This window comes from Mesorhizobium sp. M0633, from assembly GCF_040320645.1.
Taxonomy (GTDB): domain Bacteria; phylum Pseudomonadota; class Alphaproteobacteria; order Rhizobiales; family Rhizobiaceae; genus Mesorhizobium.
In genome coordinates this window covers 19,667-45,267 of the sequence record NZ_JAMYQC010000008.1, presented here as the reverse complement: position 1 = coordinate 45,267, position 25,601 = coordinate 19,667, and the positions used below count along the sequence as shown (strand labels likewise).

Genomic DNA, 25,601 nt, shown 5'->3' with positions numbered 1-25,601 from the left:
ATCATGACACCCGACACAGCAACGCGCGAACAGTTCGCCATCGATCTCGCGCGGCGCGCCGGCGCGCTCGGCCTGAAGTATTTTCGCGACCTCGACAGCCTCGCCATCGAGAGCAAAGGTCATCAGGACATGGTCTCGCAGGCTGACCGCGAGGTCGAGCTGTTCATCCGTGCGGCAATGAAAGCCGCCTACCCGACCGATGGAATTGTCGGCGAGGAGCATGCCTCGGTCACCGGATCGAGCGGGCATGTCTGGGTGATAGATCCGATCGACGGCACCGCGAACTTCGTGCGGGGCATCCCGGCCTGGTGCGTGGTCATCGCCTGCGCCAAGGACGGCGACACTGTCGTGGGTGTCATCCACGAGCCCTCTACCGGCGAAACGTTCCATTGCCGCAAGGGCGGCGGCGCTTTTCTCAACGGCAAGCCGATCAGGGCAAGCGCGGCCACCAGCCTGACCGACGGCTCGTTGGGCACCGGCTTTTCCAACCGCGCCGAAATGCAAAACGTCGCAACGCTCATCGGCTTGCTGTTTTCAAAAGGCGGCGTGTTTTTCCGTAACGCATCCGGCGCGTTGATGCTCGCCTATGCGGCCGCCGGCAGGCTGCTCGGCTATGTCGAAGAGCATATGAACGCCTGGGACTGCCTGGCAGGCATGCTGCTGGTGGAAGAAGCCGGCGGCACGATCGTCAAGCCCGACCCAAAGACGGTTCTGGAAAACGGCGCGCTGGTGATTTGCGCCGGCAGCGGTGTGTTCGCCCAGGTCCGCCAGCTCTGCGTGCAATCCTTCAAGCTTTGATCAGAACCGGTCCGCGCTCCGGAAAGCCGATGCCGACGCTGTCGCCTGCCTGAAACGGCGCATCGATGTTGTGCGATATTGCAAACACCTGGCCGTGCGGCGTGGCGATGACAAGCTCGAGATGGCTACCGATATAGGTGACCTTTTCCAGCCTGCCCGCGATCGTCCGTGGTGCACCGGCAGGGCCGATCTCGATGCGGCTCGGACGGACGGCCAGCTTCGCCGGGCCGACCAGCTGGCCTCGCGCCGGCAGTTTCAAGGCCAGCGAACCCAGCCGGACGGCAGCTTCATCACCTTCTACCGAAACCACCTCGCAATCGAGGATATTGGCTTCGCCGATGAAGTCGGCGACGAAAGCGTTGGCCGGTGCGTCGTAGAGTTCGCGTGGCGTGCCGTCCTGTGCGATCACCGCTTTGTTCATGACGATGATACGATCCGAAACCGCCAGCGCCTCTTCCTGGTCGTGTGTGACATAGACCACCGTCAGCCCAAGCTTGATCTGGATTTCCCTGATTTCCTCGCGCACGTGCCGGCGCAGCTTGGCGTCGAGATTTGACAGCGGCTCGTCGAACAGCAGCACTTGCGGTTCGAGCACCAGCGCGCGCGCCACCGCCACGCGCTGCTGCTGGCCACCCGACAGCTCGCTTGGCAGACGCGCCTCGAAACCGGTCAGGCCGACCAATTCCAGCCCGGCACGGGCCCGAGACGCAGCCTCCTTCTTGTCATGGCCGGAGAAGCGCAAGCCATAGGAGACGTTTTCCATCACCGTCATGTGCGGAAACAGTGCATAGGACTGGAAAACCATGGACACGTCGCGGTCGGTGGCGGGCAGGCGGGTGACATCTTTGCCGCCTATCAGAATGCGGCCGCTGGACGGCATTTCAAGGCCGGCGATCATGCGCAGCGTCGTCGTCTTGCCGCAGCCGGAGGGCCCGAGAAGCGTCACCAGCTTGCCGGCTTCGATCGCAAGCGAGATGTCGTCGACCGCCGGCATGCTGGCGCCCGGATATGTCTTGGTGACATGGTCGAAGGTTACCGAGGCGGCGTTGCTGCGAATTTCGGCCATCACCCGGCTCCTGCTATTGTGGTCGGGCCGCCGGCCGTTCCGGGCAGGCTGACATTGGTGCGCACGCTCCAGCCGCCGTCGCCCTGCTGGATGCCGCGCCGGCCGATATTGCGGCTGCCGACAAGCAGCTGCATCAAGCCAATTACCATCAGCATGACGACGATCAGCACCGTCGAATAGGCGATGGCGATGCCGTATTCATTGTTCTCGACACGTCCAACGATGTAGCTGGTCGAGAGATCGTAGCGCGCGCTGACCAGAAAGATGACGGCGCTGATCGCGGTCATGGCGCGCACGAAGGAATAGACGAGCGCCGCCAGCATTGCCGATCTCAGCAAAGGCAGGATGACGCGCCTGAAGGTCTGCCACGAGTTGGCGCCAAGCGTCAGTGAGGATTCATCCAGGCTACGGTCGATCTGCGACATCGAGGCGACGCCGGCGCGCACGCCCACCGGCATGTTGCGGAAGATGAACGACAGTACGAGGATGATGCCGGTCCCGGTCAGCTCGATCGGCGGCACGTTGAAGGCAATAATGTAGCTGACGCCGATGACGGTTCCCGGAATCGCGAACGAGAGCATGGTCGCAAATTCGAAGGCGTTCTTGCCGCGGAAATTCTGGCGGACCAGAAGATAGGCGGTCAGAAGCCCGATCCCGGCCGTCAGAGGCGCCGATATCAGCGCGATCTCCATGGTCGTCCAGAAGGAGCTCCATGCCGAGCCCGACCAGTGGATGCCGAATTCGTTCCAGCCGACGGAGAACGCCTTCCGGTAGTGCTCCAGTGTCAGGCTCTGGTCGACCCCCCACAGCTTGACGAAGCTGCCATAGAAGATCACCGTGTAGACCAGTACGGTGAATGCCGTCCACAGTCCGGCGATGACATAGAGCGCGTATGTCAGCCCGGCAGGCAAGCGCGGATGGACGCCGGCGTCGCCCTTGCCGGTGACGGTGGTGTAAGAGCGCCTGCCGATCCAGAAGCGCTGCGCATAAAAGGCGCCGAGCGTGAAGGCCAGCAGCACCAGCGCCAGGATCGCGGCAAGTGCCGCATCGTTCTGCGCGCCGACAATGGCAAAGAAGATTTCTGTCGACAGCACGTCGTAATTGCCGCTCAGCACCAGCGGATTGCCGAAATCGGCCATGCTCTCGATGAAGCCGAGCAGAAAGGCGTTGGCAAGGCCCGGCCGCATCAGCGGCAGGGATACGGTCCAAAAGGTCTGCCAGCGGCTGGCTCGGAGCGTCTGGGAGGCCTCTTCCATGGACGGGCTGACGCCTTCGACGACGCCCATCAGCACCAGGAAGGCGATCGGCGTGAAGGCGAGAACCTGGGCAATGAGCAGGCCGGGAAGTCCATATACCCAGCGTGTCGGCTGGAAACCGAAGAGACCGGCCACGCTCTGCGTCACTGCCCCTGACAGTCCGAACAACAAGATGATGGCAAGGCCGATGACGAAAGCCGGCGTGATGATCGGCAACACGGTCAGGGCGCGGAGCAGCTTGCCGTGGCGGAAACCGGTACGGGTCACGACCAGCGCGAACACCAGCCCCAGAAACATGGTCAGCAGGCCGACGAGCACGGCCAGCAGCAGCGAATTCCAGGCCACGCCGCAGCGGCTGCCGCCGGCAAGACAAGCCAGGCTCCACAGCCGCGAACTGAACAGCTTGGCCAGGAACGCGACAGGCGAGTAGCCGCCGTCGTCGGTCTGCATGGCATTGGCCAGCATCATCAGGATCGGCATGAAGATGAAAATGGCAACCATGGCGACGACAAAGCCGATCGAGCCGACGACGAAGACGTCGCCAGAGACGGCGCCGCGCGCGGCAACACCCAGGGTGAAAAGGAACAGAAAGGCACCGCTGACCAGCAAGGCGCCGTAGCCCATGCCGAATTGGCGGTCGCCAAGTTCGCCGAACAGGCTGGTGAGCCAGCCGAACTGCCAACCGCGCAGCCCGATGGCGAAGCCCTGGAACAACAGCCAGCCAAATCCGGCGGCGCCGACAATGATCAGCAGCCGGCTGAAAACCGGATCGGATTTGGTGCGGCCCCACAGAAGCAGCGGCACCACCAGCAGCAGGCCGAGCGGCGCCAGCCACAGTTTCTCGCCCTTGAGGGCCAGAACCAGTGCCGGCGCGAATTCGCTGTCGGACGGGTAACCGTCGAACAGCCAGGAAAAGCCGAAGAACCCGTCCTCGATGCCGTACCAGGGCAGCACGGCAAACCCCAGCCATCCGACCGCCATCCAAAGGACGGCGACCGGTTCAATCGGCCAGCGGGTTTCGCGGAAGCGCATCTGCTATTGCGGCAGCGATGCGACCTCCTCGTCCCATTTTTTCAGCAGCCGCTTCCGCTCTTCGCTCGAGCCGTACTTCTTGAAGTCGTAGTCGATCAGCTTGATGGTGGAGAGGTCGGGCGCCTTGTCGGAGGTTTTTGCCGCCTTGTTCGACGGAACCTGGAACGACCCCGCCTTTTGCGCCATGGACTGGACGTCGGCCTCGAGCGCCCAGTCGTAGAATTTTTTCGCAGCCTCCAGGTTCCGCGCCCCCTTGATGATCGATTCCGAGCCGATCTCGTAGCCGGTTCCCTCGCAAGGGGTGACCGGAACGATCGGGAAACCTGCGACGACCTGCGACACGGCGTCGTGGATGAAGACGATGCCGATGGTGGTCTCGCCGAGACCGGCGGCCTTGATCGGCGCCGAACCCGACTTGGTGTACTGGTTGACGTTCTTGTGCAGGGCTTTCATGTATTCGAAACCCTTGTCCTCACCAAACAGCTGAACGATGGTCGCCAGCATATTGTATGCGGTCCCCGAAGAATTGGGGTTGGCGACCTGGATGTGCCCCTTGTATTCGGGCTTGATCAGATCGGCCCAGCATTTCGGTTCGGGCAGATTGTTCTTGGCCAGCAAATCCTTGTTGTAGCCGAAGCCCAGCGCACCCGAATAGATGCCGACCGTGCGGTAGCCGGACGTTTCCGCCTGCTTGATCGCCCAGGGCTGCAACTGGTTGAGCAGCGGCGATTTGTATTCCACTGTCAGGCCCTCCTCGGATGCCTGCAGATGCGGATCGCCGGTGCCGCCCCACCAGATGTCTGCCTTTGGGTTGGCGGCCTCGGCGCGCAATTGCGCATAGATTTCGCCAGCGCTCTTGCGGGTCATATTGACGGTGATGCCGGTCTTCTCCTCGAACGCCCGCGCCGTCTGCTGGCACCAGACCTCGTCAACGCCGCAATACATGGTCAGGCTTTCGGCGGACGCCGATGACGACGCGGCCCACATACCGGCGGCGAGGATGCCGGCGCCGAGAATTGCCCTTTTTATCATGTTGAAATTCCTCCCTAAGTTATTTGCCGACTTATGAAACCCAGATACGCGGAAAATTCAAGTTGGAAGGGTACGGCCGCCTTTGCGCCTTTCGCCGACTTCCCGCTCGATATGTTCGACAGGTTGATGCGGATCAATCTTTGCAGTCACCTGGCCGATCGTCCAGCGCTGCTGAACATCCTCAGACGATGGCCCGGTCCCAGCCGCCATAATGCGCAGCGCTGCGCGTGCCGCGCGGCAGGCTGAGCCCGACCAGGAGGGCTCCGATCGCCAGATTGGCGAGGCTCGCGGCCGCACCGCCGGCGAGGATGAACGGAGAGAGGGCAATCCAGGCTCCAAGCGCGATGTTCAGAAAGCGGACGGCGCGCGCCACCTCGGCCATCGCGGTAACGGCTACCATGATGACCAGGCAGCCGATGACATGGTCGCTGAAGTAGAGCGGCGGGCTTGTGCCGAAGCTGAGCGGCGTGATCATCAGCAGGGCGCCGGCGAGCGTGCTGGCGACAAGGGTCCACGGGAAGTTCACACCGCCGGTGACGAAGTCCAGCGCCACTGCCGACAGCGGCCGGTCGAGGTCGGGCGTCGGCGTCTGGTCTTCCGAAAGTGCCGCTCCTCCGCACCAGAATGTGCGCCAGAACGGCTCTCCCGCCTGTTTGGCACGCCAAAGATACTGGCAGCTCGCCAGCACCTCGTCGACCGAATAGGGGATGAGCACGACGGTGACGGCAGCCTGGACGATGCAGAGCGTGCACAGCGCCCCGATGAGCGGTGGCTGGATGATGATGAAGCCGACGCTGACCACGCCGAGCGGGACGACCAGCAAGCCGAACAAAAGCACCATCCATGGCATGGTGCGCCAGCGGCGGCGGTCGCCGATCGCGCCGGCGAGGATATCCAGCGCATAGGCGAAGGCGCCCAGCCCGGCATCGGCGATCGGAAAGCCCTTGGATACCCAGGAGGTGACCACCGCCTCGCTGCCATTGCCGGCCGGCGTTTCGCCCGGGCCGAAGAACGGTTCCCAAAGGCCATCGATATGGCCAAGCTGATAGGCGGCGAGATAACGCGAGACGAACAGGCCGACAAAGGCGAGGCCGATTATGGGAATGCGCTGGGTGAAGAGGGAGGGCGAATAGCTCCAGCCGAGCGGGCGGTCGTCATCGGCGGCAAGGGCACGCCGGCTGATACCCGGCGTCGGCGGGATCATCACCGCGAACGCGACGATCAGCATGCCGGCCAACGTGTCGGTCGCGTAGGCTCCGGCGCTGGTGGTCCAGAACAGCAGCGGCGCGAACATCACCCAAACCCCGATCGAGGCGGTGAGCCATTGCAGCCCGTGCCAGCGCCGGCGCATGCCGACAAGCGCCAGCGACAGGATGGCGAGGCCGGATACAATCTCACTGATGCCGAGCCTGCCGTCGCGCGTCTCCGGCGAGGCGATCTCATGTCCGAGCGCCGGCGGAATCGGTGCTGAAGCGGGATCGAACAGGCCGAGCGTGAAGGGCGACGCCACGAGCCACAGCCCGACCGCAACGTTGGTCAGCGGCGCCCAGAGCGTTGCGGCCCGGTGGCGTTCGGTTTCGGCCTCGACCTCGTCGTCCGAGCGCTCGAGCGGGCGCTGCAGCCGTTCGGCGGCCTGGTCGAGCTCGGGCGCGGAAGCGGCGACCGCCGACGGTTCAAGCTTGTTCTTCTTGTACCAGTCGGTAGGATCCGCCTTCAGCCGCCGGATCATTTCCGGCAATGTAGCGGTCAGGCTGTGCCGCGGCTTCCAGCCAAGCAGGCGCCTGGCGCGGGAGATGTCGATCTCGTAGTGATCGTCGGCGTTCTCGATCATCCATGGCTTGATGTCGGTCTCCTGGTCGAAAACCTTCTCCTGCATCCAGGCGCCGAGCTTCGTCACCTCTTTCGGCAGGGACAGGGTCCGCCAGGTCTCGCCGTGCAGGAGCTGCCCGATCTGCTTCTGCATCTCGTCGTAGGACGGCGTCTCTTCTTCGCCGATCAGCAGTACGGTCTCGTCGGGAAGCGCGCTGCGCCGGTCGACGGTGCGCACCACGGCGTCGACGAGATCGTCCAGATGCAGGTAGGGCTGGCCGGTGGTGATGTCGCCGGTGAAAAGATAGGCGGTCGGCATGCGCTCGAAAATGCGGGCGATCTGCTGGGCGATGAAGGCCGCGTGACAATCCTCGTCATAGACGCCCGCCAGTCGCAGGATCGCAACCTTGACGTTGCCGTGCTCTTTCAGGATCAGCGTCTCGGTCTCAGCCTTCGATCTCGGATAGGCCCAGGCCGGATCGATCGGAGACTCTTCGTCGATCCTGGCGCCCTTTGCCGGGCTCGGCGCATGCACCAACAACGTGCTCGAAAACACGAACTGCTCCGTCTCGAGCCCTCTCAGCGCGTTCAGCAGCCGGCGCGTTCCCTCGACGGTCACCGCGCCGTATTTCGGATTATCCTCGCCGGTCGTGTCGTAATAGGCCGCAAGATGGATCACCGAGGCAACGCGGCCGCCGCTCCGCTCGCGCACCTCGGCCAGTGCCTTCGCCACGCTCGCGTCCGAGGTAAGGTCGATCTCGATCGTCTCGACGCCGGGCAAGGATCGTCTGGCAACATCAAGGCCGATGATGTCGTAGCGCTCCATCAAGCCGCGAGCGATGGCTTGGCCCAGAAACCCGCTGCTGCCTGTGATCAGGACGGTGGGACGGGTTTTGCCGGTCATGGCGAATCTCCTTGGCGATAGCCGGGTAGAAGAGGCCGAATGCTTCGGTCGCACACTCGGAACCATGTTCGTTGAGAACGGTTCCCGATGAGGTAGCACCACAGAATGGGTGCGCGCGGCGATCCGTCAGACCGACGGCCATTCGTGCCGGCGGATTGCGTTCGTGCACAAGTGCAGGACTCCCATTGGTCTACCGGCCGCGAAGGGAAGCGACCAGAATGTCGATCAGCAGCTTGCCGCAGCGACGATCCGGATCGCGGTCGGGATCATAGATCGTCACCTCCATCCCAATCACGCGTGGATCGTTGCACCATGTGCGAAGGGCTTCGACAGCTTCGTCGGGCAAGACACCGCCGGCCTCCGGCGAATCGACAGCCGACATGATCTCGCTGTCCAGCACGTCGACATCGAAGTGAACGAATACACCCTCGACGTCCTGCCCTGCGACCGCGTCAAGCGCTATGCGTGCCGCATCGGCGAAGCCGCGCCGCCGCACTTCAGCCAAATCCATCCGGTGAACATCGGTGTCGAAGACGGCCTTGGACGTGTAAGTCGCGGGGTCCTGCACATCGCGATAGCCAAACGCGACTACGTCGGCCTCACGGACCAAAGGAGTGTGCTCGCCGAAATCGGTCAGGAGCGTCGGGCCATGGCCGGTCACGAAGGCCAAATCCATGCCCGCGGCTCCCTTTGACGGCGAGGTATCCGGCAATTTGAAATCGGTGTGCCCATCGAAGAAGATAAGGCCGTAGCGGCCACGACGCCGTAGCGCGAGCGCAGGGCCAAGCAACACACTGCAATCGCCGCCGAGCATGAGCAGGAACCCTCCCGAGTTCAGCTCCTCGTCGACCGCTTCGGCAAGCGTCTTGGAATACTGGCGCAGGGCCTGGGCATTGCGCACGCCCGTCGCAGGATCCACCTCAGGCCGATAAAGCGGAGCCCGAACCGAGCGCAACGGACCGGCGCCCAAACGGTCGGCGAGACCAAGCGATTGAAGTGCCTCCGGCGCCTTCCACACGCCGGGCTCCGGCCCACCCTCCTGCGGCATCAGCCCAAGATTAGAGGGCGCGCCGAGCAAAGCGATGTGTCTCGTCTGAGTGGTGGCTCGCGGCATTGTCGTGCTGGCAGCTGAGGTAATGATCAGAGTTCTCCGCGTTATGGGCGATACGCATCATGCTCAAGAAACAGGCTGCGCTTTCCTGACCGGTCTCCCGCTGCCCTTGCCGCCGAGTACCTCCGGTCGGTGTCACGCGTCAGGCAGCATCGCGAGCGACGAGTATTGCTCGTTCAGCGCCACCGTGTCGTCAGCGGTGATTTCGAAGTCGATGTTGTCCCGCAGATGCAGGCTCTGGTTCGCCTTGGGCAGCGGCGTTGTCCCGCGCTGCCGGGGCAGAGCTCGATACCGGTCGTTTGGGCCATATCGGATTTCCAGGAGGCGAACTGCCGTCTTTGGATTATGCGTGGTGTGCGCGCGTTCTGGCGGCCTTCTGCGCCGCCGCCTTCCTTCCGCTGGCGCCTTTCGTCTCGGCGGCCTTCTTGGCGGCGGCCGAGCGCTCCTCAGCCGTCCGGCGCGAGGCCGCACGCTTGGCCTGCTGCGCCAGCGCCTCGTGCGACGCCGTGCTCTTCGGCTCGTGCTCGAGCACCTTGGAGACGGCTTTCGAGACCCGCGGGCGGCGTTTCGGCGTGCGTTCACCCTGGCCGGCCTCATAGGCGTATTCGGCGCTTTTGCGCGTGCTCTCCTTCACCTTGCCCTTTTTGGGCGGGGGCAGGTCTACGCCTGCGCGTCTCGCCTCGGAAAGCCCGATGGCGATGGCCTGCTGGGTCGAGCGCGCGCCGTGCTCGCCGCGGCGGATTTTATCGATCTCCTCGTGCACGAACTCGCCGGCCTGTGTGCTCGGCGATTTGCCCTCGCGCTTGTCCTTTCGGGCCTTCTCGATGGTTTTCTTGTCTGGCATTGTCTTTCTCCCACATACGGGTTGCGACAGCCATTCGGGTTGAAGCTGCGCGCGGTCTTATGAGGATCATAACGCGTTGAGGACGCAAATGATCCCGGCACTGGTGATCCAAGCCCCAGCCGTCAGGACGTTGACGCCGATCTGTCCGAAACCAGATGGCGCAAGAACCATCGGCTCGCCAGACCCGCGACTTCGTCCAGGGCGCCAGGCTCCTCGAACAGATGTGTCGCGCCAGGGACGATGGCGAGCTCCTTCTCGCTTGCGGAGCGCCGCCAGCGCCGAGCGGTTGAGTGCGATCACTTGCGTGTCCGCGCCTCCGACGACGAGCAAGGTCGGCGCCCGGACGCGCGGCAGGGCGTGCGCTGCAAGATCGGGCCGGCCACCACGCGAAACTACGGCCGCGGCCTGGTCGGGCCGCTCGGCCGCCGCCACCAGGGCGGCACCGGCGCCCGTGCTCGCGCCGAAATAGCCAAGACGCAACCCCGACGTGTCCGGCGAGGCGCCGAGCCAATCCGTGACGCCGACCAGCCGGTCGGCGAGCAGTCCGATATTGAAGCGCAACTCGGCCGTGACCTGGTCGATCCGCTCCTCTTCGGCCGTCAACAGGTCGATGAGGAAGGTGGCGAGGTTCGCCTCGTTCAGCCTTTCGGCCACGTGGCGGTTGCGCGGGCTGTGGCGGCTGCTTCCGCTGCCGTGGGCGAAGAGCACAAGGCCGCGAGCATCCGGGGGCAACGAAAGATTGCCCTCAAGCGTGACAAGCCCCGCGGGAACATGCACGACGTGCTCGCTATCCCGGTCCATATCCACCTCCGCTATGTCGATCTGGTGCCAGGCGCCGGACCCGCGCTCGCGCGCCCAGCCAATTCCTCTTCGGAAGCGGCAGGCTTGTGGGAAGCCGCAGGCTTGGGCACGGACCTGGCGAGGAGCGCGCGGACCTCTTCATCGCTCGTCTGCGAGAAATCCACGTACCAGCGCCCGACACCCAGCAACGGCTCTGGTGTCGTCGCGCAAACGACCTCGTCGGCGTCCGCCCGCATCGCGTCGCAAGTGTCGGGGCTACCGACGGGAACGGCCGCGACAATATGGGCGGCGTGGTTTTTTCGCAGCGCCTTGATCCCGGCCCGCATGGTCGATCCGGTCGCAAGCCCGTCATCCACGAGGATAATGGTTCGTCCATTCAACTGCGGTGGGGGTCGCCCGTCCCTATAGAGGTGCTCGCGGCGCAGAAGCTCTTTTTCCTCCTTTGCAGCGACCGCGTCGATGACATGTGGCGGGATCGCGAGACCGTTGACGATTTCGTCGTTCAGGACACGTACACCTGAGGGCGCGATCGCCCCCATGGCCAGTTCCTCGTGACCGGGGACGCCGAGCTTGCGCACGACGAAGACGTCGAGCGGTGCCTTGAGTGCCTGCGCGACCTCGTAGCCGACCGGCACGCCGCCTCGGGGCAGCGCCAATACGATCACATCGTCGCGGCCGGCAAAGCGAACGAGTTCCCCGGCGAGTTGCCGCCCGGCCTCGCGGCGATCTGAAAAGATGATAGCCATGACCTTCAATCCGCGTGCATCTGTTTTCCCGGTGGATGTTTTTTTCACCAGCCTGCGGCCACATTCCGTGGGATGGCTGCGGCACCGGTACCATTTTGGAACTCGCTCGCTGCCTGGACGTTCCAAGAATAGTTTCGATCGCGAGGTGCCGGCACCGGCACGCGCCTCAGCGCGGATCGGGAAGATCGAAGATAGTGATCCGTACATGCCTCGTCCGGCCAGCTGGCAATCTAGCGATGCGTGGCAACAGGCCCGTCTGGCGACTTGTTGCCTCAGCAATCAGGGAAAGGAATATCCCATGCAAGTTCAGGAGATCATGAGCCGTCGGACCGAACTGGTCGGCCCGAACACGACAATCAGGGATGCCGCCCGGAAAATGCGGGCCGACAATCTCGGCGCCCTTCCGGTCGGCGAGAATGACAGGCTGGTCGGCATGGTGACAGACCGCGACATCGTGATGCGCGGCGTCGCCGAGGAGCGCTCAGCCGGCAACACGACCGTTCGCGAGGTCATGTCCGAGCATGTCTATTGGTGCTTCGATGACGCCGATATCACCGATGCGGCGAAGATCATGGCCAAGCATCAGGTGCGTCGTCTTCCGGTGATCAATCACGACAAGCGCCTCGTCGGCGTCATTGCCCTGGCCGACCTCGGGCGGACCGATGAGGAAGCCGCCAAGATCGCTCTCGAAGGCGTTTCCGAGGCAACGGACGATCCCCGGCGGTAGACGCTCGCCTGGGCGGTTGCCGCCGTGCTTGCCGTTCTTCTCCATCTGGGCTGAACGCCGCCTGCTCAGGCAGCCTTCAGTTTGGCAACTATCGCGCTTTCACTTCTATGCGGCGTGTCTTGTCCTTTGCAGCGGGGTTCTTGGGAAGCTCGACAGCCAAAACGCCGTTCCTGAAAGTGGCCTGCACCTTGTCGGCATCGATCTCCGCTTCCAGGGGGATGGTCCGCTGAAACCGGCCATAACTGCGTTCGCTGTAGGTGCGGCCGCCGTCGCCTTCCTTGTGCTCCGAACGCTTCTCGCCCGTGATAAAAAGGGTGTTTTCGCGCAGCTTGAGCTCAACGTCCTTCTGCTCGAGCCCCGGCAATTCGGCGGTGACCTTATAGGCTTGGTCTGTTTCATGTACGTCGACGCTCGGCCAAAGATCGCCGGCCGTAGTCGCTTCGGCCATCGGCGCGAAGAAGTCGTCGAACAGGCGGTCGATCTGCCGGTGGAATGACGTGAGCGGGTCGCGCGCGGATGGGTAGAGGCTGCGCGATGGCGTCCGGGGCGCCAAATCGTGATGTGCCATGGTTCTTCTCCTGTTTTTTGTGTCTGCATCACTCGTCGCCATGTGATCGGCGACGGCAAACAAAACTCGTCCACCCATGAGGATGTTCCGGGTGCCGGCCAAGAAAGGTGGTCGAAAAACAGCGGCAAAAAAGCCGGCCCGAATTCCCCCATGACGGGACCTCCGACAATAAATGCGCATCAGGACATGCGCATCGGGGAACAACGGGCAGGTACGGCTGTTTGGTCACATCACCTAGTCGGATTTGAACGGAAGGAGGATTTCGATGAATGCCACCGGACTCGACGTATTCGACAAGACACTGCAGACCACGAACATCTGGCTCGACGAGATCATGGACGAGATTGGACCGGATCGGCAGGTCGCCTGGCACGTTCTCGGAGCGGTGCTGCACGCCCTGCGCGACCGTATGCAGCCGGATCTTGCAGCCCACCTCGGCTCGCAGCTGCCGATCCTGGTGCGCGGCGCCTTCTATGACCAATATCAGCCTTCCAAAGCTCCCGAGAAGATGCGGTCGCTCGACGAGTTTCTGGCCAAGATCAAGGCGGAGCTGGAATTTACCCGTCCGGTCGATTCCAAGGATGCATTCAGGGTCGTGTCCAAGGTGCTCGCCCATCACGTCGGAGAAGGACAGATGCACAAGGTCTGGGAATCCCTGCCAGGCGAGATAAGACGCGTCGCCGAAGCTCAGCAAGCGGCGTGAACGGCGCAGGCGCGGGCTTCTCGGTCGCAACCTCCTTGGGGAAATAGCAATGCCACTCACCCTTATCAGCCCGGCGTTCCGGGCAGGCGGAAGACTTCCCGAAAAATATGCGCGTGACGGCCAGAACGTCTCGCCGCCGCTGAAGTGGTCCGGTGTCCCGGATGGTACCAAGAGCCTTGTTCTTGTCGTGCGGGATCCCGATGCACCAAGCGGAATTTTCGGGCACTGGGCGGTGTTCAACATCCCGCCGGATGCCGGCGGACTCGCCGAGGCCGAAGACGGCAAGCCCGGCCCGTCGGCACTCAGGCAAGGCACCAACGATTTCGGCAATGCCTATTACGATGGTCCGCAGCCGCCTGCAGGGCACGGCGTCCACCATTACCACTTCCTGCTGGCCGCGCTCGATGTGCCGAGCCTCAGCGTACCAGGACAGGCGGGCGTGCATCAGGTCTGGAAGCAAGCCCAGAAACACGCATTGGAGGAGACGGAGTTGGTCGGAACCTACGAACGGCCGGCGTGACGCGGGCCGTGTCGGCCGCCTTCACAATGTAATCTGGGCAAGCGGTTTTCGGGCAGGGCCGTGGATGACCGAACCGTCGGCGGCGAAGATCGAGCCGTGGCAGGGACAATCCCAGGTGTGGTCCGCATTGTTCCAGGTTACGGTGCAGCCCTTGTGGGTGCAAATCGCCGAAACCGCCTGGAGTGCGCCTTCGGTGTCTCTCCACGCCGCAATCTTTTCGTCTCCCCTGACGATCACGCCACCCATGCCAGGCGCAATGTCGTGGGTGCTCGAGACGATCGATTGACTGCGGCCGTTCTTGTGGAAGTCCTCGGGATAGGGCCGCGCCGGATCGTAGAGTTTTTGCCAAGGGCTCGGGCGGCCGCAGATCAGGTCGGCGATCATCGTGCCCACGGCCGTCCCGTTGGTGATGCCCCAGGCGTTGAAACCCGTGGCAATGTGGAAGCCGGCGGCCTTGGCGGGATCGGGCTCGCCGGCATATGGAATCCTGTCGGCCGTATCATAATCCTCGTTGCACCAGCGCCACGCGACGTCGCCGACCGGAAGGTTCTTTCTTGCCCATTTTTCCAGTTCGACAAACCGCCTCGCCACGTCGCCGTCCCAGCCGGTGTTGAACTTGGGGCCGAGCGTGACCAGCAGTGGACCTTCGGCATCACGGCCCGTCCGGATGGAATGCGTCGGGTCGTCGATGCCGATGAACATGCCGTCGGCAGGGAGGGGATCATCGATCCGAAAGGCCATGGCGGTGTGGCAGCGCGGTTGCGTCCGGTTCGCCATGCCGACGGGGCTCTTCACCGTCATGTTGGTGGCGACGACGACGTGCCCGGCATCAACGGCGCCGCCATCTGTGACGACGCGCCAGCGGCTTGCCTCGTCGATCGAGGTGGCGCGGCTGTTTTCGAAGATCCGACCGCCACGGGCCGTCACCGCTTCCGCCAGGCCAACCAGATACATCGCCGGATTGAACTGCGCCTGGTCGGGGAACCGTAATGCCGCCGCCGTTTCGAAAGGCAGCGGTACGCGTTCGAGGACCTCGGCCTCCAGCCCGACCTGGCGCGCTGCCTTCGCCTCGGCCGCGACCTCCGCGCGCCGGCTTTCATCGCAGGTGTAGCTATAGGCGTCCTTGCTCTCGAGATCGCAGGCGATAGCGTAGTTGTTAACCCAGTCGCGGATTTGTCGGGCGCCGGCGGAATTCGCATCGGCATAGGTCTGCGAGCATTCGGTAAGAGACGTAGCCGTCATAGGCATCCATGCTGCCGAGGCCGTAGCCGGGGTAAGGACCGCTCAAATCCTCCTGCATCTTCCAGATCACGCCGCGGCCGGGGACCACAAACGCCGGGTGAATGTCCCGCGCCAGCGTAATGCCGCGCTTGCGGTATTCCGGCTTCAGATCGCCGAGACGCGCCAAGGCGAACAGCCACATCGCCAGATAGTGGAAATACTGGCCGTCGCGATCCGCCGCTTCGCCGATCCTCAGTCCGCGCCGGCGGCCGAGCACACGCTCGACATCGGCCACCAGCCGCTCGGCTTCGCCCAGCCAGCGCTCTTCGCCAGTTTCCGCATAAAGCGAGACGTAAAGCACGACCCCGAATGCATCGGTCCACAGATATCGCAAGCCGTTGGGCCAGATGCCTTCGCCGCGCATCCAGTCGAGTTTTTGCAGGACATAGTCGACGTCACGCAGCATCGTCACGCAGCATCGCGCCAAGCCCCGAACTGGCAGAGCCGGCCCGTGTTCGGTGTCCCGCGATTGTGAGCATGCAGAATTTCGAGCATGTCTCTCCTCGTCCGGTTGATCTATCGCGAAACGATCTGATCGGCGGCGGGTTCCTTGGCCATCTCGGCAAGGACAGATGGCGCGGCATTCCCGGGGCGGCGTAGGCGAGATAACCAAGACTGGTCGAGTGCGATACACCCGCACTCGCAGCCAGGATTGTTTCAAGAAGCGATCTCATGACGACGCGCAAAGGAAGGCAAAAAGGTGACGCCGTTCAAGCGAAAAGCTATCAAATTCGACTGATCCTCGGTGTCGGCAAGCCGCAAATGTGGTCAATTGCCTCCGTACATGACCTTCGGGAGCCAGACGACGATTGAGGGGAACACGATGCACAGTCCCACTCCGATCGCCTGCAGGCACAAGAAGGGGACTGCGGATCGAAAGATCGTCGCCATCGAGATCTCCGGCGGCGCAACGCTCTTCAGATAGAACAGCGAATAGCCGAAAGGCGGGCTAAGGAACGCCATCTGCATGTTGACCATGAAAATGACACCATACCACAGTGGCACGTCTTCAGGAGCCACACCGGCTAGCCCAAACGTGCCGCCGAATTCGAGTGTCTTTAGGATGGGCAGAAATATCGGTACGGTGAGAAGGAGAATGCCCACCCAGTCCAGAAACATGCCCAGGACGAACAGAATGATCATCATCAGAACAAGAACGCCGTAAGGCGCCAAGCCTGTTCCGAGTATCGATTCGGCTACGAAGTTCTGCCCACCTTTCAGGATGAAGAAACCGACGAACATGGTGGCGCCGAAGAATATCCACATGACCATCGCCGTGGCCTTGAGCGTCGCGACACAGGCCTCCCGGATCGTGTCCCAGGTCAGGCGCCGATGTGCGGCGCAGACGATGAAAGCCCCGAACGTACCGATGCCGGCGGCTTCGACCGGCGTGGCAATGCCCATGAAGATGACCCCGAGCACAAGCAGGATCAGCAGTATCGGCATGAACGTCCGGCGCAAAAGCTTGAGTTTTTGGGCGAAGTCAATGCGCTCGTTCGGCGGCAACGCCGGGCCGAGTTTGGGGTCGATGTAACAGCGCGCCGTCACGTAGGCGACATACATCCCGGACAGCAGCAGCCCGGGAAATACCGACCCGATCAAAAGCTCGCCCAGCGACTGCTGCGCCACGACGGCATAGACGATCGCCATGACGGAAGGGGGTATGAGAATGCCAAGGGTCCCGCCAGCAAGAAGCGAGCCGCAGGCAAGCTTGGCGTCGTAGTTGCGGCGCAGCATGGCCGGGAGCGCGATCATGCCCATCGTCACTTCCGTCGCCCCGACGACACCGACCATCGCGGCCAGCAGAGTGCAGGAGATCACCGTGGCCGATGCGAGCCCGCCTTTGAGTCCGCCCAGCCATTTGTAGACGACATCGAACAGCTCCTCGATGATGCCCGCCTTCTCGAGAATCGCGGCCATGAAGATGAAAAGCGGCACCGCCGAGAGCTGATAATCCGTCATGAACGGGAAGACCCGAGACGGCAGCATGTTCAGCATGGCCGAATTGCCGAACAGAAAGAGGAAAAGCACGGCAAGGCTGCCGGTGCAAAAGGCCATCGGTAATCCGAGCAGCAAAAGTACGCCCAGACCCCCGAACATCAATATGCTGAGCCACAGGATCGGAAGCTCGAGGCCCATCGCTCAGCCGATCCTTCCAAATGCAGTGGCGATGTCTCGCATCAGCCGGGATAGGCCCTGAAGCAACAGGAGCGCTGCCCCGATGGGGATCGCGAGCTTTACCGGCCAGTATTGGATGCCCCATTCGGTGAATGAGCGTTCGCCAACCGCCGTGGCATCGCTCGCAAATCGCCATCCTGTGACCAGCATGGTGCCGGTGAACAAGAAGAAGAAGGCCGAGGTGATGATGTCGCAGACAGCACGACCGCGTTCGGAGAGATGGCTGTAGACGATGTCTACCCTGACATGCGTTTCGTCACGGTAGGCATAGGCGCCTGCCAGCATGTACTGGATGCCGAACATAAGAAACATGCTTTCATGCACCCAGTTGGTCGGTGAGTTGAAAACAAAACGGGCCACCACTTCGTAGTAGTACGCCACCACTGCGAGAACCGACCAATACGCGACGAACTCGCCCGTCACGCGTACCAGCCAGTCGACCGGCTGGAACAACGCGAGCGGTTGCTTGACGGGCGTGGCTGGCACATCGACTACGAGCGGATGGTCGGCCGCGGCGCGCGCGATCTCACGGGTGCGGGTGCGCCGCACAAGACCGGGTATTAGAAGGGCGTCGCCTGCGAGAGCGAGACCAAGCAGGAGTCCGGCAATTCGGCCAATGCTGTTGGCGCGCTCGAGCCCATGGGCGGCGGCGCTCAGATTATCGCGCGCCACCGTGGCGTCTGCCTCAGCTTTCGCCAGGTGATCGGCAGCGCCTTCTTTGCTGGCTGCTACATCTGCCTTGGCACGCGGCAACAGCCTTTCGGCGTGTTCGCTCAGGGATCGCGCGAGCGACACTGCCTCACGTCCGTCGCGTACCTGGGCGCTCGTCCAAAGCACTGCAATGAACAGCGGGATAAAAATGAATCCCCACCTGCTCTTCAGATAAAACCGGTGCATGCCGAGGAAGCCTGCAGTGACCAGGAACAGGTAAGCAAGAAAGAGATTTGGACGGCCGGCATCGCGCTGTGCCCGCTCGCGATGGACAAGGAAGACCGCAACGAGCGGGAAAAGCACGAGGCTTGACCAGTATAGCCAGTGCGGCAGCACAAATGTGAGTGAGGGCATCGGCGACTGCCTCTTGCAGGAGAGTGCGCCCGCCCGGACAGGACGGGCGCGGAGAGCCTCAGAGGTCGATCGACAATCCCTGATACATGTCCGGCGTCACGTAACCGACGGTCGGGTTCTCCATCACCTCAAGCTGCAGTTTGAAGATGCGCGCCGCGTCCTTATCCTTGTTGGCCCACTCGAACCAGATTGGCACCGCGATTTCCTGGAACTTCTGGAGGTCCTCCGGTCCAAGCCGATTGATTTCAATGCCGGCATCCAGGAATTTCTGCCAGGCCTCCATGTCGGCCTTCTGGATGGCCCCGAAATGGACATTGGAATAGACTTGGATTTCGTCTTCCACGAACTTCTTGAGGTTGTCCGGGAGTTGGTTCCAGACATTCATGTTGACGGCAAAGTCCATCAGGTCGACGGGCTGGTATACGGACATCAGACCGGCTGGGCCCATGGAAATGTACTTGGTCACCTGCTGGAACCCGAGCGCCCAGTTTACCGCCGGCCCAGTGTAGTCGGCTGCATCGATCGTGCCTTTCTCCAGCGCGGAGAACACCTCGCCGCCCGGCAGCAGCGTCGTCTTGGCGCCGGCTTTTGCGAATGTCTCGGCGATCATGCCGCCAGGCACGCGCAGCTTCAGGTCTCTGAAATCCTCGATCGAGCGGATCGGTGTCTTTGAGTGGATGATGTTCGGGCCGTGATGAATGCGGTTGACGTAGTAAAGACCTTGTTTCGCATAAAGGTCGCGCGCGGCCTGCAGACCACCTTTCGAATAGAAAAAGATGTCCCATTCGTGCGGATAGCGTAGCCCCATCGTGTAAGAGGAGAGGAACGCCGCAGCGGGAAGCTTACCGGCCCAGTAAAGTGAAAACGAGTTCATCGCTTCCAGAACGCCGTTCTTCACCCCGTCGAGGAGTTCGAAGTCACCAACGATGTCCTTTGCCTTGAACGGCTGAAATTCGAGTTGGCCTCCAGTCTTTTCCTTGATGGTCCCACACCAGCTCTGGAAAGTTTCAAGTCCGACGCCAGCCGGCCACGAGGTTTGAATTTTCCAGATGATTGTGTCAGCGGCTCCTGCCCTTCGAACCCAGGGAGCGGTAACCGCCGTCGCCGTCAGCCCGGCGACAAGTCCGCTCGACTTCAGAAAGCTTCGCCTTGATTTGGAATGCGATTCTCCGTCCATTGTCTTCCTCCCTGTTCGGCAAACGATAGGCCCACCGCCGGTCTCAAAAACTGAAAACCAATGACACATCCTTTTTGAGGGATCAGAGCATGCCAGCGCCACGAACGACAGAGAAAGAAACGGCGCAGCATGCAAATAACATAGCGCGACGCAAGCATTTTCAACCACTGCGCGCCCGACCCGTAATATGCTCGTGCGGTTTCAATAAATCCACGGTTTTAGTGGGTTATCGGCTAGTCAACGCGGCGTTCCTTCGGCTTATACGAAGCTCGGTGCGGCTTCCGTCCCTGCTTCTCAAGCCGAAACATTGGCCGGGTGACTGCACTCCATGGTCCTGGTCTGCGTCCGCTGCCTGGTTCGAGTGATGCGCATCGGTAGGGCTCTCTACCCCGAGCAATCGCGTGACTGGCTATTCCCAGCAGAGAGCGAACGCGGTCACGTCATCGAGCACAAGGAGAAACGCAGCGATCTGTCGAAATGGGGGAATGACCTGCGGCAGACTTTCCGGACAATCGCCCAGGCTGCAGGCGTTGCGGAGTTGGACGTCCATCTTCTGATGAACCACTCGATCCCGGGGGTTAACGCAGGCTACATCACGCGCAACAAGCTGCTGAAGCGATCACCTGCGACAGCAACAGGAAGCAATCTCACGTTGGATGCTCGAAGCTGGGCGGTCGCGAGGGAATCAAACGAGGCTTCGCGCCTGGCCCGTCCTTCCCAGCAGGCGCCTACTTTCTGAGCTGATGAGCGGCAAGGATTAGCGGCATCAAACGTGTTCGGGGGGTCGAGTCGGTAGAGCGCTACCGCCTTTCCCCACACTCGTCGAGCTGCCAATTCAAGCTGCGTTGCTGCCGGTGAGCAGAGTCCGCTTGCCGGCGCGCCATATGAAGCACTATAGCAAGGAAAATCGTAAGCGGTGTTTCCGCGCGCCAAAACAAGATCGCCAGAGACGGGCTGTATGGGTCCGGTGACAAGTGTGCGCATGTGAAATGCCGCGACCCGGCGGGTAGAGAATTCACGTTTAGCTCTCTTCTAGTCCCGCGAATTCTGGAATAAGACATTATATTCGCCCAAATTATACTTTAACTTGAGCTCCAAATTCTTTTTGCCCGTCCCTTTATCCACGAAGGGCGCGCCCCATGGCGGCAGAGACCGGCGCGCTGAGATACTCCCATGCTGACCTCGCTCCAGTTTCGATCATGACCTGCGTGCTCATCCCAGCTTGCAATGCTGCAGGCGCTGCTTTCAAAGACTCCGGTCTCAGAGCAATTCGAACTGAATAGAAAGCTTGACCGGTCCGAGGATCAATCAGTTGGTCAGCTGAAAGAGTGCGCATATCGCCGCTCATCGCTTGCTGGTAACGTCTGCTCACAGCGCTCAGCCAAACCATCGCGTAACCGCCGTCCCCTCCTCAGCTTGTCGCAGGATGAAGGCGATCTGCACCTCCGAAAACTTCAACTCAGTGGAAAATTCCAGCTCAGAACGGTCAGAAATCCGGGATGCAGGTCACTGCCGAACAGGTAGTCCAACCGCGGGATGCGAGAGCGCCTCAAACTCTGCCTTCGTTAGGTCTTGCTCGGTCTGAAACCACCGCGCCATGAGGACTCCGAGATCTTCGGGGATCCGCAACGCCTTTGCTTGGTCCCGCCCCAACTGCGCCAGGAATGCGCACCATTGATCGTATTCGGTTTTGCCGGTGTCGCTCTTCCACTCAACATAGGCATGCTGGGCCAGAGTCTTAATTTCGTCGGTGGGGATCGGTTCGATGCCGTAACGGTATGCGCCTTGCAGGACCTGATAGCCGAATACAAGCAGAGCGCCGGCCCAGTCCAGCGCACTCCGTCTCAAACGCCGGTTGATGCTGACAGAGAATCCCTCGGTTTCAACCTCATGCCACCAATCGACCGGCATATACAAAACGTCACCTGCATTCAGTACGGCAATCTCTCCATGCAGTTGATTCAACAACGGGAACTGGTCAAAATCGGGATTATTCAAATCCACAAGCGCCCGCCTGGGCTTGTCGGCCGTCTTTTCATGCTGCGGATAGATGAAACTATAATCCCAAGGGGGGAACATTTTTACGGCTTTTGTCCCGTGTAGCTGCACCAGGAATGCGTACCAATGATCATAATGCGCCTTGGCGGTAACCCCTTCGGAAGCAACATAGGGAGACGAGCCAACGAACTCCAGGTCGCTTGGCCAAGGCAATGCCTCCAGAAGACTGCTCGGGACTTTCCCACCAAACATGTAGTAGCGCTCGTTTGCATCGATCAGTGGTTGCCATTCCCCCTGGCCTAGGATCCGCTCGAACAACTCACGGAAGGTCATTTCGTGTGTCATCCCGCTCTTGCGTAAGACATAGGATGCAGTGGAAACCGTGGTCTCGTCCCCTGGAACCACCGTAACCTGCCCGGTATGCCGCGCCCATTTGGGGTCATCCAATCCCCAACCGTCGGAGGCTGCAACCCAGCCTCGAACAACAAACGGCCGATTTTGTCGGATTGCCGTGGAGATTTGCTTGCTGTCAATCTCCTCGATCGGTTTCATGTTAAGCTTTGGCGTTTCGCGAGCTGATTCAGCGAGTTTGGCGTTGCTGGCCATGGTTTCCACCCTTATTGAGATGACCTTAATCAAAGAAATGAAATACAAATTGCGTTTCAGTTGGATGATATGTGGCTGTCGGGAGCAATGTCGTCGTGCATTCGAATGGCAGCGATCCAGACACTTGGTGTTCAATGGCCGTGCTGATCGACGAAAGCCGTCAACTGGCAGCGGGATACGCCGATGGCCTGGCAGAGCTTGGCGCTGTTTCCATTCCTCACCGTGCGCGAGAATGTCGAGTTCGGCCTGCGCATGCGCGGCGTCGACAGGGCCGAGCGGCGGCGACGCGTCGACTGGTGGCCGCGAATCTGGGAGAAGACATAATACTCGATACTCGCCCCAATTATACTTGAACGGGAGCGTAAAAGTCTTTGTCTATTGCTCGTTCTCTTTATTCACGAAGAGCACGTCCCATAGCGGCATAGACCGGCGCGCTGAGATACTCCCATGCTGACCTCGCTCCAGTTTCGATCATGACCTGTGTGCCCATTCCAGCTTGCAATGCTCCAGGCTTCAAAGACTCCGGCCTCAGAACAATTCGGACTGAATAAAAAGCCTGACCGGTCCGAGGGTCAATTAGCCGGTCAGCTGAAAGAGTGCGAACGTCACCGCTCATCGGTTGCTGGTAACGTCTGTTCACAGCGCTAAGCCACACCGTCGCGTGCAGCCCCACTTTCACCTGATCGACGTCGAGGGGGTCAACGTTTGCCACAACAACGAAGCTATCCTCCTGAGGGACGATGTCCATCAGCGGCTCTCCCGCCGTTACGACCCCTCCGTTCGTGTGGACCTTAAGTCCCACTATGGTGCCTCCGATAGGAGCACGTATCTCGGTACGCGTCGCCACGTCATCAGCAGCGGCCATTCGCTGCTCGTATTCGTATATTTTGGCGCGGGTTTCTCCTAGTGTCTCGACGATATCGGCCGTCGTCGAGGCGCTAAGTTCGGCAATCTTGAATTTCGTCTCCTCCATCTTTTGCTGGGTCGCGCCGATCGACGCTACATACCCGCTTAGGGCACCTCCCACGTCCGCCTTTTCTCTTTCCAAATCTACAAGGCGCGTCCTGACTACCAACTTCCTTTCGTACAGGCTGCGCACATCACCTAATTGCTCCTCGATCAGCTCGAGCTTCCGGGTAGCCGCTACCGCTTGCCCTTCAAAACCCTCTATCTCCTTCGCCATGCTTCCGGTTGCTTGCTGCAGCAGGGAGAGCTGCTCTCTGAAGAGGTTTTGACGTGTCCGAAAGACACTCTCCTGCCCGGAAACAGCATCCGCTGCCAATTTGCCGGACGCTTTCAATTCAGGCGGAATTTCGATCGAGTCCTTTCCATCTCTTTCCGCGACCAAGCGCGCTTCCGTAGCCTTCGCCTCGTACCACTGCGCCTTGATTTCATTTGCAGCAGCCGCCGAAGCGGTGTTTTGCAATCGTATCAACACCTGGCCTGGCGACACGCGATCTCCTTCTTGAGCCAATATCTCTGATATGATGCCGCCTTCGAGGTGCTGAACTGTCTTTACGTTTGACGCGACATTCACCACCCCGGTGGCCAAGACCGCACCCTGGATAGGTGCCGCGACAAGCCACATGCCGGTCAGGGTCGAGAAGGCAGCGACAATCGCGAAACCAGAGATCACTAAACGCCTACCAAACGGCGGCGGATCTTCGGCTCGCTGGGTACCGGGGTGTTTGGTGCCAAGGGCGAGCGAAGCTATCACTTAACGCTCCGCAATTCAGTTTTCCCGAAAGCAACGGGACGAACGGAACCTCCGGTGAGCTCGGGCGATCGACTTCCTAGGATCAGCGACCTATCAACTAATCCGGCAAGACGGTTGGTCTGTCCGGATATGGTGACAATTACCGAGCTTCCCGCATCCTTCATAAGCCTAACCGCCGACTCGAGGGTCTTCTTCGAGGCAGCGTCCAAATTGGCGAATGGCTCGTCCAAGACAATAAGTCTCGGCGCGCGAAAGAGCGCGCGGGCAAGGGCTACTCGCTTCCGTTCACTCCCGGACAGGCCGACCGAGTCGTTAAGCAAAGTGTCATAACCCTGGCCCAGACGAATGATAACTTCGTGTATTCCGGCTATTTTTGCTGCGGAAACCACGTCATCGATAGAACTTTGTTGAAAACGTGCAATATTTTCCGCGACGGTTCCGTCAAAAAGTTCAACGTGCTGAGGTAAATAGCCGATGCCTCCAACTCTAACATTATCCGGAAGCCTGGTTATGTCCATGTCTCCCAAGCGGATCTGACCGGTGCGGGGCTTGAGCAAACCGATGAGAAGACGAGAAAGCGTCGTCTTGCCGGTGGCTGCACGTCCTATGACCAGCAGCAATTCCCCAGGAGCCAGAGAAAGCGACAGTTTCCTAAATACGTCTGCTCGCGATCCAGCATGCCTGAATGTAACTTGATCGAGAACTAACGAGCCTTGCGGCGTTCCAGGAAGCAGGGACGGCTCTACGTCCAACGGTTTGGCAAGCTCCGCCTTGATCTGAGAGTATCCCTCCCGCGCTTCCCTGAGGCTTCTGAGCTCCCGAACTGCCTTTTCCACCATTCTGTAAGCAAATCTGGCAATGAGCCGGGCTGCAAATACGCCTCCGAGGGACGCCGAATCGTTCAGGAACAGCCAGATGCCCGATGCCAATAGAACTATGTAAACGCAACGGTTCAGCGCCCGGATCGCTGCATCAAGGCTCGATCCTCTGGCATTAAGCCGCTCCCGCTGCAAAAAGCCATCTACTCTGTTCCTACCCCAGCGACCGGCGATCGCGTCGGCCATTGCGAAGGCGCCGACTACGTCTTTGTGCCTTTCCGCTGAGATCAATACCTCTTTCGCCTGCTTGGCAGCTTCACGTTCAGCTTGGCGGGGCTCTTGTGTGATCTTTTCTTTGAGCAGGCTCATACCTGTCAACAAAGCCATGCCTGCCAACGCGATCAGGCCGAGAACAGGATGGATCAAGTATACACATAACAGGAAAACGGGAGCCCAGACCACGTCCAGCCAAGCAGCTAGCCCTCGCTCAACAAAGCTGGAGACTTTCTCGATGCTGGTCAGAAGCGGCGGATTGGGGACGCCTGCCGTCAATCCGGCTTTCACGGACTGGCTGGTCAAGTGGTGCTCGATCCAAACGCTCCAGCGGGAAAGCATACGACGACGAATGGCTTCCAGCACGACGCCGGTTACCAGAGCGAGCAAGGCGGCCAAGGTCAGAATAACGAGGGTTTCCACGCTCCGGCTGGAAATGACCCGGTCGAATATTTGTATAAAATAAAGCGGCCCAGCAAATCGGAGCGCATTGATACAGACACCAAAACCCACAACCGCAGCAAGGCCGGGTATCGACCTTCGCCACATTTCGCTGAGGGGGGCGCTGTAC

25 protein-coding genes are annotated in these 25,601 nt (G+C 61.0%); 7 read left to right on the top strand and 18 right to left on the bottom strand.

Translation table 11 applies throughout. The features are described 5' to 3' along the window. Nucleotides 1-3 precede the first annotated feature (3 nt). Entirely contained in the window at nt 4-798 is a 795-nt protein-coding gene (locus tag NKI47_RS10555; protein ID WP_352570624.1) for an inositol monophosphatase family protein, read from the top strand. On the opposite strand, the gene NKI47_RS10550 is transcribed toward NKI47_RS10555, so the two are convergent. The 8 genes from NKI47_RS10550 to NKI47_RS10515 all read right to left on the bottom strand — a co-directional run bounded on the left by NKI47_RS10550 (nt 788) and on the right by NKI47_RS10515 (nt 11,399). Then, nucleotides 788-1,864 carry an ABC transporter ATP-binding protein gene (locus tag NKI47_RS10550; RefSeq protein WP_352589796.1) on the bottom strand — a complete coding sequence of 359 codons (1,077 nt, stop codon included), beginning with the start codon at nt 1,862-1,864 and terminating at the stop codon, nt 788-790. The genes NKI47_RS10555 and NKI47_RS10550 overlap by 11 nt on opposite strands. After that, complete coding sequence (locus NKI47_RS10545; RefSeq protein ID WP_352574854.1) at nt 1,864-4,152, bottom strand: ABC transporter permease; 2,289 nt, start codon at nt 4,150-4,152, stop codon at nt 1,864-1,866. Before NKI47_RS10545 ends, NKI47_RS10550 begins: the two co-directional genes overlap by 1 nt. 3 nt (nt 4,153-4,155) lie before the next feature. After that, complete coding sequence (locus NKI47_RS10540; RefSeq protein ID WP_023678566.1) at nt 4,156-5,184, bottom strand: ABC transporter substrate-binding protein; 1,029 nt, start codon at nt 5,182-5,184, stop codon at nt 4,156-4,158. 181 nt (nt 5,185-5,365) lie between these two features. Continuing rightward, a complete protein-coding gene (locus NKI47_RS10535) occupies nt 5,366-7,897 on the bottom strand; it encodes an NAD-dependent epimerase/dehydratase family protein (protein ID WP_352589793.1) in 2,532 nt (843 codons plus the stop codon). Between the two features lie 190 nt (nt 7,898-8,087). Next, nucleotides 8,088-9,011 (bottom strand): arginase family protein, encoded by a 924-nt coding sequence (locus NKI47_RS10530; protein WP_352589790.1) that lies wholly within the window; start codon nt 9,009-9,011, stop codon nt 8,088-8,090. Nucleotides 9,012-9,351: 340 nt separating this feature from the next. Further along, complete coding sequence (locus NKI47_RS10525) at nt 9,352-9,852, bottom strand: DUF6496 domain-containing protein (protein WP_023678569.1); 501 nt, start codon at nt 9,850-9,852, stop codon at nt 9,352-9,354. Nucleotides 9,853-9,918: 66 nt separating this feature from the next. After that, nucleotides 9,919-10,653 (bottom strand): dienelactone hydrolase family protein, encoded by a 735-nt coding sequence (locus NKI47_RS10520; protein ID WP_352589787.1) that lies wholly within the window; start codon nt 10,651-10,653, stop codon nt 9,919-9,921. A gap of 11 nt (nt 10,654-10,664) precedes the next feature. Further along, on the bottom strand, nt 10,665-11,399 hold the full coding sequence (locus NKI47_RS10515) for a phosphoribosyltransferase (RefSeq protein ID WP_023677861.1): 735 nt from the start codon (nt 11,397-11,399) through the stop codon (nt 10,665-10,667). 298 nt (nt 11,400-11,697) lie between these two features. Between NKI47_RS10515 and NKI47_RS10510 the strand changes: the two genes are divergently transcribed. Continuing rightward, complete coding sequence (locus NKI47_RS10510; protein WP_023677862.1) at nt 11,698-12,126, top strand: CBS domain-containing protein; 429 nt, start codon at nt 11,698-11,700, stop codon at nt 12,124-12,126. An 88-nt stretch (nt 12,127-12,214) separates the two neighbouring features. On the opposite strand, the gene NKI47_RS10505 is transcribed toward NKI47_RS10510, so the two are convergent. After that, on the bottom strand, nt 12,215-12,694 hold the full coding sequence (locus NKI47_RS10505) for an Hsp20/alpha crystallin family protein (RefSeq protein WP_023677863.1): 480 nt from the start codon (nt 12,692-12,694) through the stop codon (nt 12,215-12,217). Nucleotides 12,695-12,959: 265 nt separating this feature from the next. On the opposite strand from NKI47_RS10505, the gene NKI47_RS10500 reads away from it, so the two are divergent. After that, complete coding sequence (locus tag NKI47_RS10500; RefSeq protein ID WP_023677864.1) at nt 12,960-13,397, top strand: DUF2267 domain-containing protein; 438 nt, start codon at nt 12,960-12,962, stop codon at nt 13,395-13,397. Nucleotides 13,398-13,446: 49 nt separating this feature from the next. Next, on the top strand, nt 13,447-13,917 hold the full coding sequence (locus NKI47_RS10495) for a YbhB/YbcL family Raf kinase inhibitor-like protein (protein ID WP_023677865.1): 471 nt from the start codon (nt 13,447-13,449) through the stop codon (nt 13,915-13,917). A 21-nt stretch (nt 13,918-13,938) separates the two neighbouring features. On the opposite strand, the gene NKI47_RS10490 is transcribed toward NKI47_RS10495, so the two are convergent. Both NKI47_RS10490 and NKI47_RS10485 read right to left on the bottom strand, forming a co-directional pair. Further along, entirely contained in the window at nt 13,939-15,159 is a 1,221-nt protein-coding gene (locus NKI47_RS10490) for an FAD-dependent oxidoreductase (protein WP_352589784.1), read from the bottom strand. Beyond that, nucleotides 15,074-15,610, bottom strand: a complete 537-nt coding sequence (locus tag NKI47_RS10485; RefSeq protein WP_352589781.1) for a hypothetical protein — start codon at nt 15,608-15,610, stop codon at nt 15,074-15,076. Before NKI47_RS10485 ends, NKI47_RS10490 begins: the two co-directional genes overlap by 86 nt. A gap of 65 nt (nt 15,611-15,675) precedes the next feature. Between NKI47_RS10485 and NKI47_RS10480 the strand changes: the two genes are divergently transcribed. Next, on the top strand, nt 15,676-15,798 hold the full coding sequence (locus tag NKI47_RS10480; protein ID WP_352570610.1) for a hypothetical protein: 123 nt from the start codon (nt 15,676-15,678) through the stop codon (nt 15,796-15,798). A 168-nt stretch (nt 15,799-15,966) separates the two neighbouring features. On the opposite strand, the gene NKI47_RS10475 is transcribed toward NKI47_RS10480, so the two are convergent. From NKI47_RS10475 to dctP, 3 genes are all read right to left on the bottom strand, one after another. Beyond that, on the bottom strand, nt 15,967-17,337 hold the full coding sequence (locus tag NKI47_RS10475) for a TRAP transporter large permease (RefSeq protein WP_023677869.1): 1,371 nt from the start codon (nt 17,335-17,337) through the stop codon (nt 15,967-15,969). A 3-nt stretch (nt 17,338-17,340) separates the two neighbouring features. Beyond that, entirely contained in the window at nt 17,341-18,390 is a 1,050-nt protein-coding gene (locus tag NKI47_RS10470; RefSeq protein WP_352589777.1) for a TRAP transporter small permease subunit, read from the bottom strand. Nucleotides 18,391-18,499: 109 nt separating this feature from the next. After that, nucleotides 18,500-19,618 carry a TRAP transporter substrate-binding protein DctP gene (dctP, locus tag NKI47_RS10465; protein ID WP_352589774.1) on the bottom strand — a complete coding sequence of 373 codons (1,119 nt, stop codon included), beginning with the start codon at nt 19,616-19,618 and terminating at the stop codon, nt 18,500-18,502. 364 nt (nt 19,619-19,982) lie between these two features. Here dctP and NKI47_RS10460 point away from each other — a divergent pair, with 364 nt between their 5' ends. Next, nucleotides 19,983-20,357 carry a site-specific integrase gene (locus tag NKI47_RS10460; protein ID WP_352589771.1) on the top strand — a complete coding sequence of 125 codons (375 nt, stop codon included), beginning with the start codon at nt 19,983-19,985 and terminating at the stop codon, nt 20,355-20,357. Between the two features lie 378 nt (nt 20,358-20,735). On the opposite strand, the gene NKI47_RS35120 is transcribed toward NKI47_RS10460, so the two are convergent. Then, the gene (locus tag NKI47_RS35120; RefSeq protein WP_502897332.1) at nt 20,736-21,008 is read right to left on the bottom strand and encodes a beta-barrel domain-containing protein; all 273 of its coding nucleotides are present in this window, start codon (nt 21,006-21,008) and stop codon (nt 20,736-20,738) included. A gap of 116 nt (nt 21,009-21,124) precedes the next feature. Continuing rightward, nucleotides 21,125-22,222 carry a cupin-like domain-containing protein gene (locus NKI47_RS10455; RefSeq protein ID WP_352570606.1) on the bottom strand — a complete coding sequence of 366 codons (1,098 nt, stop codon included), beginning with the start codon at nt 22,220-22,222 and terminating at the stop codon, nt 21,125-21,127. A 183-nt stretch (nt 22,223-22,405) separates the two neighbouring features. Between NKI47_RS10455 and NKI47_RS10450 the strand changes: the two genes are divergently transcribed. Next, nucleotides 22,406-22,546: a hypothetical protein gene (locus NKI47_RS10450; RefSeq protein WP_352589768.1), complete on the top strand. Its 141-nt coding sequence runs from the start codon at nt 22,406-22,408 to the stop codon at nt 22,544-22,546. A 67-nt stretch (nt 22,547-22,613) separates the two neighbouring features. Here the strand turns inward: NKI47_RS10450 and NKI47_RS10445 are convergent, their stop codons facing one another. Both NKI47_RS10445 and NKI47_RS10440 read right to left on the bottom strand, forming a co-directional pair. After that, nucleotides 22,614-23,939: an HlyD family type I secretion periplasmic adaptor subunit gene (locus NKI47_RS10445; RefSeq protein ID WP_352589765.1), complete on the bottom strand. Its 1,326-nt coding sequence runs from the start codon at nt 23,937-23,939 to the stop codon at nt 22,614-22,616. Further along, nucleotides 23,936-25,579 (bottom strand): ATP-binding cassette domain-containing protein, encoded by a 1,644-nt coding sequence (locus NKI47_RS10440; RefSeq protein ID WP_352589762.1) that lies wholly within the window; start codon nt 25,577-25,579, stop codon nt 23,936-23,938. The genes NKI47_RS10445 and NKI47_RS10440 overlap by 4 nt, the downstream gene beginning before the upstream one ends. Between the last annotated feature and the right edge of the window lie 22 nt (nt 25,580-25,601).

What these genes read in the sequence shown, in the direction of transcription:
- NKI47_RS10555 (WP_352570624.1), top strand. Translation starts at nt 4, where the DNA reads ATGACACCCGACACAGCAACGCGCGAACAGTTCGCCATCGATCTCGCG.
- NKI47_RS10550 (WP_352589796.1), bottom strand. Translation starts at nt 1,864, where the DNA reads ATGGCCGAAATTCGCAGCAACGCCGCCTCGGTAACCTTCGACCATGTC.
- NKI47_RS10545 (WP_352574854.1), bottom strand. Translation starts at nt 4,152, where the DNA reads ATGCGCTTCCGCGAAACCCGCTGGCCGATTGAACCGGTCGCCGTCCTT.
- NKI47_RS10540 (WP_023678566.1), bottom strand. Translation starts at nt 5,184, where the DNA reads ATGATAAAAAGGGCAATTCTCGGCGCCGGCATCCTCGCCGCCGGTATG.
- NKI47_RS10535 (WP_352589793.1), bottom strand. Translation starts at nt 7,897, where the DNA reads ATGACCGGCAAAACCCGTCCCACCGTCCTGATCACAGGCAGCAGCGGG.
- NKI47_RS10530 (WP_352589790.1), bottom strand. Translation starts at nt 9,011, where the DNA reads ATGCCGCGAGCCACCACTCAGACGAGACACATCGCTTTGCTCGGCGCG.
- NKI47_RS10525 (WP_023678569.1), bottom strand. Translation starts at nt 9,852, where the DNA reads ATGCCAGACAAGAAAACCATCGAGAAGGCCCGAAAGGACAAGCGCGAG.
- NKI47_RS10520 (WP_352589787.1), bottom strand. Translation starts at nt 10,653, where the DNA reads ATGGACCGGGATAGCGAGCACGTCGTGCATGTTCCCGCGGGGCTTGTC.
- NKI47_RS10515 (WP_023677861.1), bottom strand. Translation starts at nt 11,399, where the DNA reads ATGGCTATCATCTTTTCAGATCGCCGCGAGGCCGGGCGGCAACTCGCC.
- NKI47_RS10510 (WP_023677862.1), top strand. Translation starts at nt 11,698, where the DNA reads ATGCAAGTTCAGGAGATCATGAGCCGTCGGACCGAACTGGTCGGCCCG.
- NKI47_RS10505 (WP_023677863.1), bottom strand. Translation starts at nt 12,694, where the DNA reads ATGGCACATCACGATTTGGCGCCCCGGACGCCATCGCGCAGCCTCTAC.
- NKI47_RS10500 (WP_023677864.1), top strand. Translation starts at nt 12,960, where the DNA reads ATGAATGCCACCGGACTCGACGTATTCGACAAGACACTGCAGACCACG.
- NKI47_RS10495 (WP_023677865.1), top strand. Translation starts at nt 13,447, where the DNA reads ATGCCACTCACCCTTATCAGCCCGGCGTTCCGGGCAGGCGGAAGACTT.
- NKI47_RS10490 (WP_352589784.1), bottom strand. Translation starts at nt 15,159, where the DNA reads ATGACGGCTACGTCTCTTACCGAATGCTCGCAGACCTATGCCGATGCG.
- NKI47_RS10480 (WP_352570610.1), top strand. Translation starts at nt 15,676, where the DNA reads ATGCAGAATTTCGAGCATGTCTCTCCTCGTCCGGTTGATCTATCGCGA.
- NKI47_RS10475 (WP_023677869.1), bottom strand. Translation starts at nt 17,337, where the DNA reads ATGGGCCTCGAGCTTCCGATCCTGTGGCTCAGCATATTGATGTTCGGG.
- dctP (WP_352589774.1), bottom strand. Translation starts at nt 19,618, where the DNA reads ATGGACGGAGAATCGCATTCCAAATCAAGGCGAAGCTTTCTGAAGTCG.
- NKI47_RS10460 (WP_352589771.1), top strand. Translation starts at nt 19,983, where the DNA reads ATGCGCATCGGTAGGGCTCTCTACCCCGAGCAATCGCGTGACTGGCTA.
- NKI47_RS35120 (WP_502897332.1), bottom strand. Translation starts at nt 21,008, where the DNA reads ATGGTTTGGCTGAGCGCTGTGAGCAGACGTTACCAGCAAGCGATGAGC.
- NKI47_RS10455 (WP_352570606.1), bottom strand. Translation starts at nt 22,222, where the DNA reads ATGGCCAGCAACGCCAAACTCGCTGAATCAGCTCGCGAAACGCCAAAG.
- NKI47_RS10450 (WP_352589768.1), top strand. Translation starts at nt 22,406, where the DNA reads ATGGCCTGGCAGAGCTTGGCGCTGTTTCCATTCCTCACCGTGCGCGAG.
- NKI47_RS10440 (WP_352589762.1), bottom strand. Translation starts at nt 25,579, where the DNA reads ATGTGGCGAAGGTCGATACCCGGCCTTGCTGCGGTTGTGGGTTTTGGT.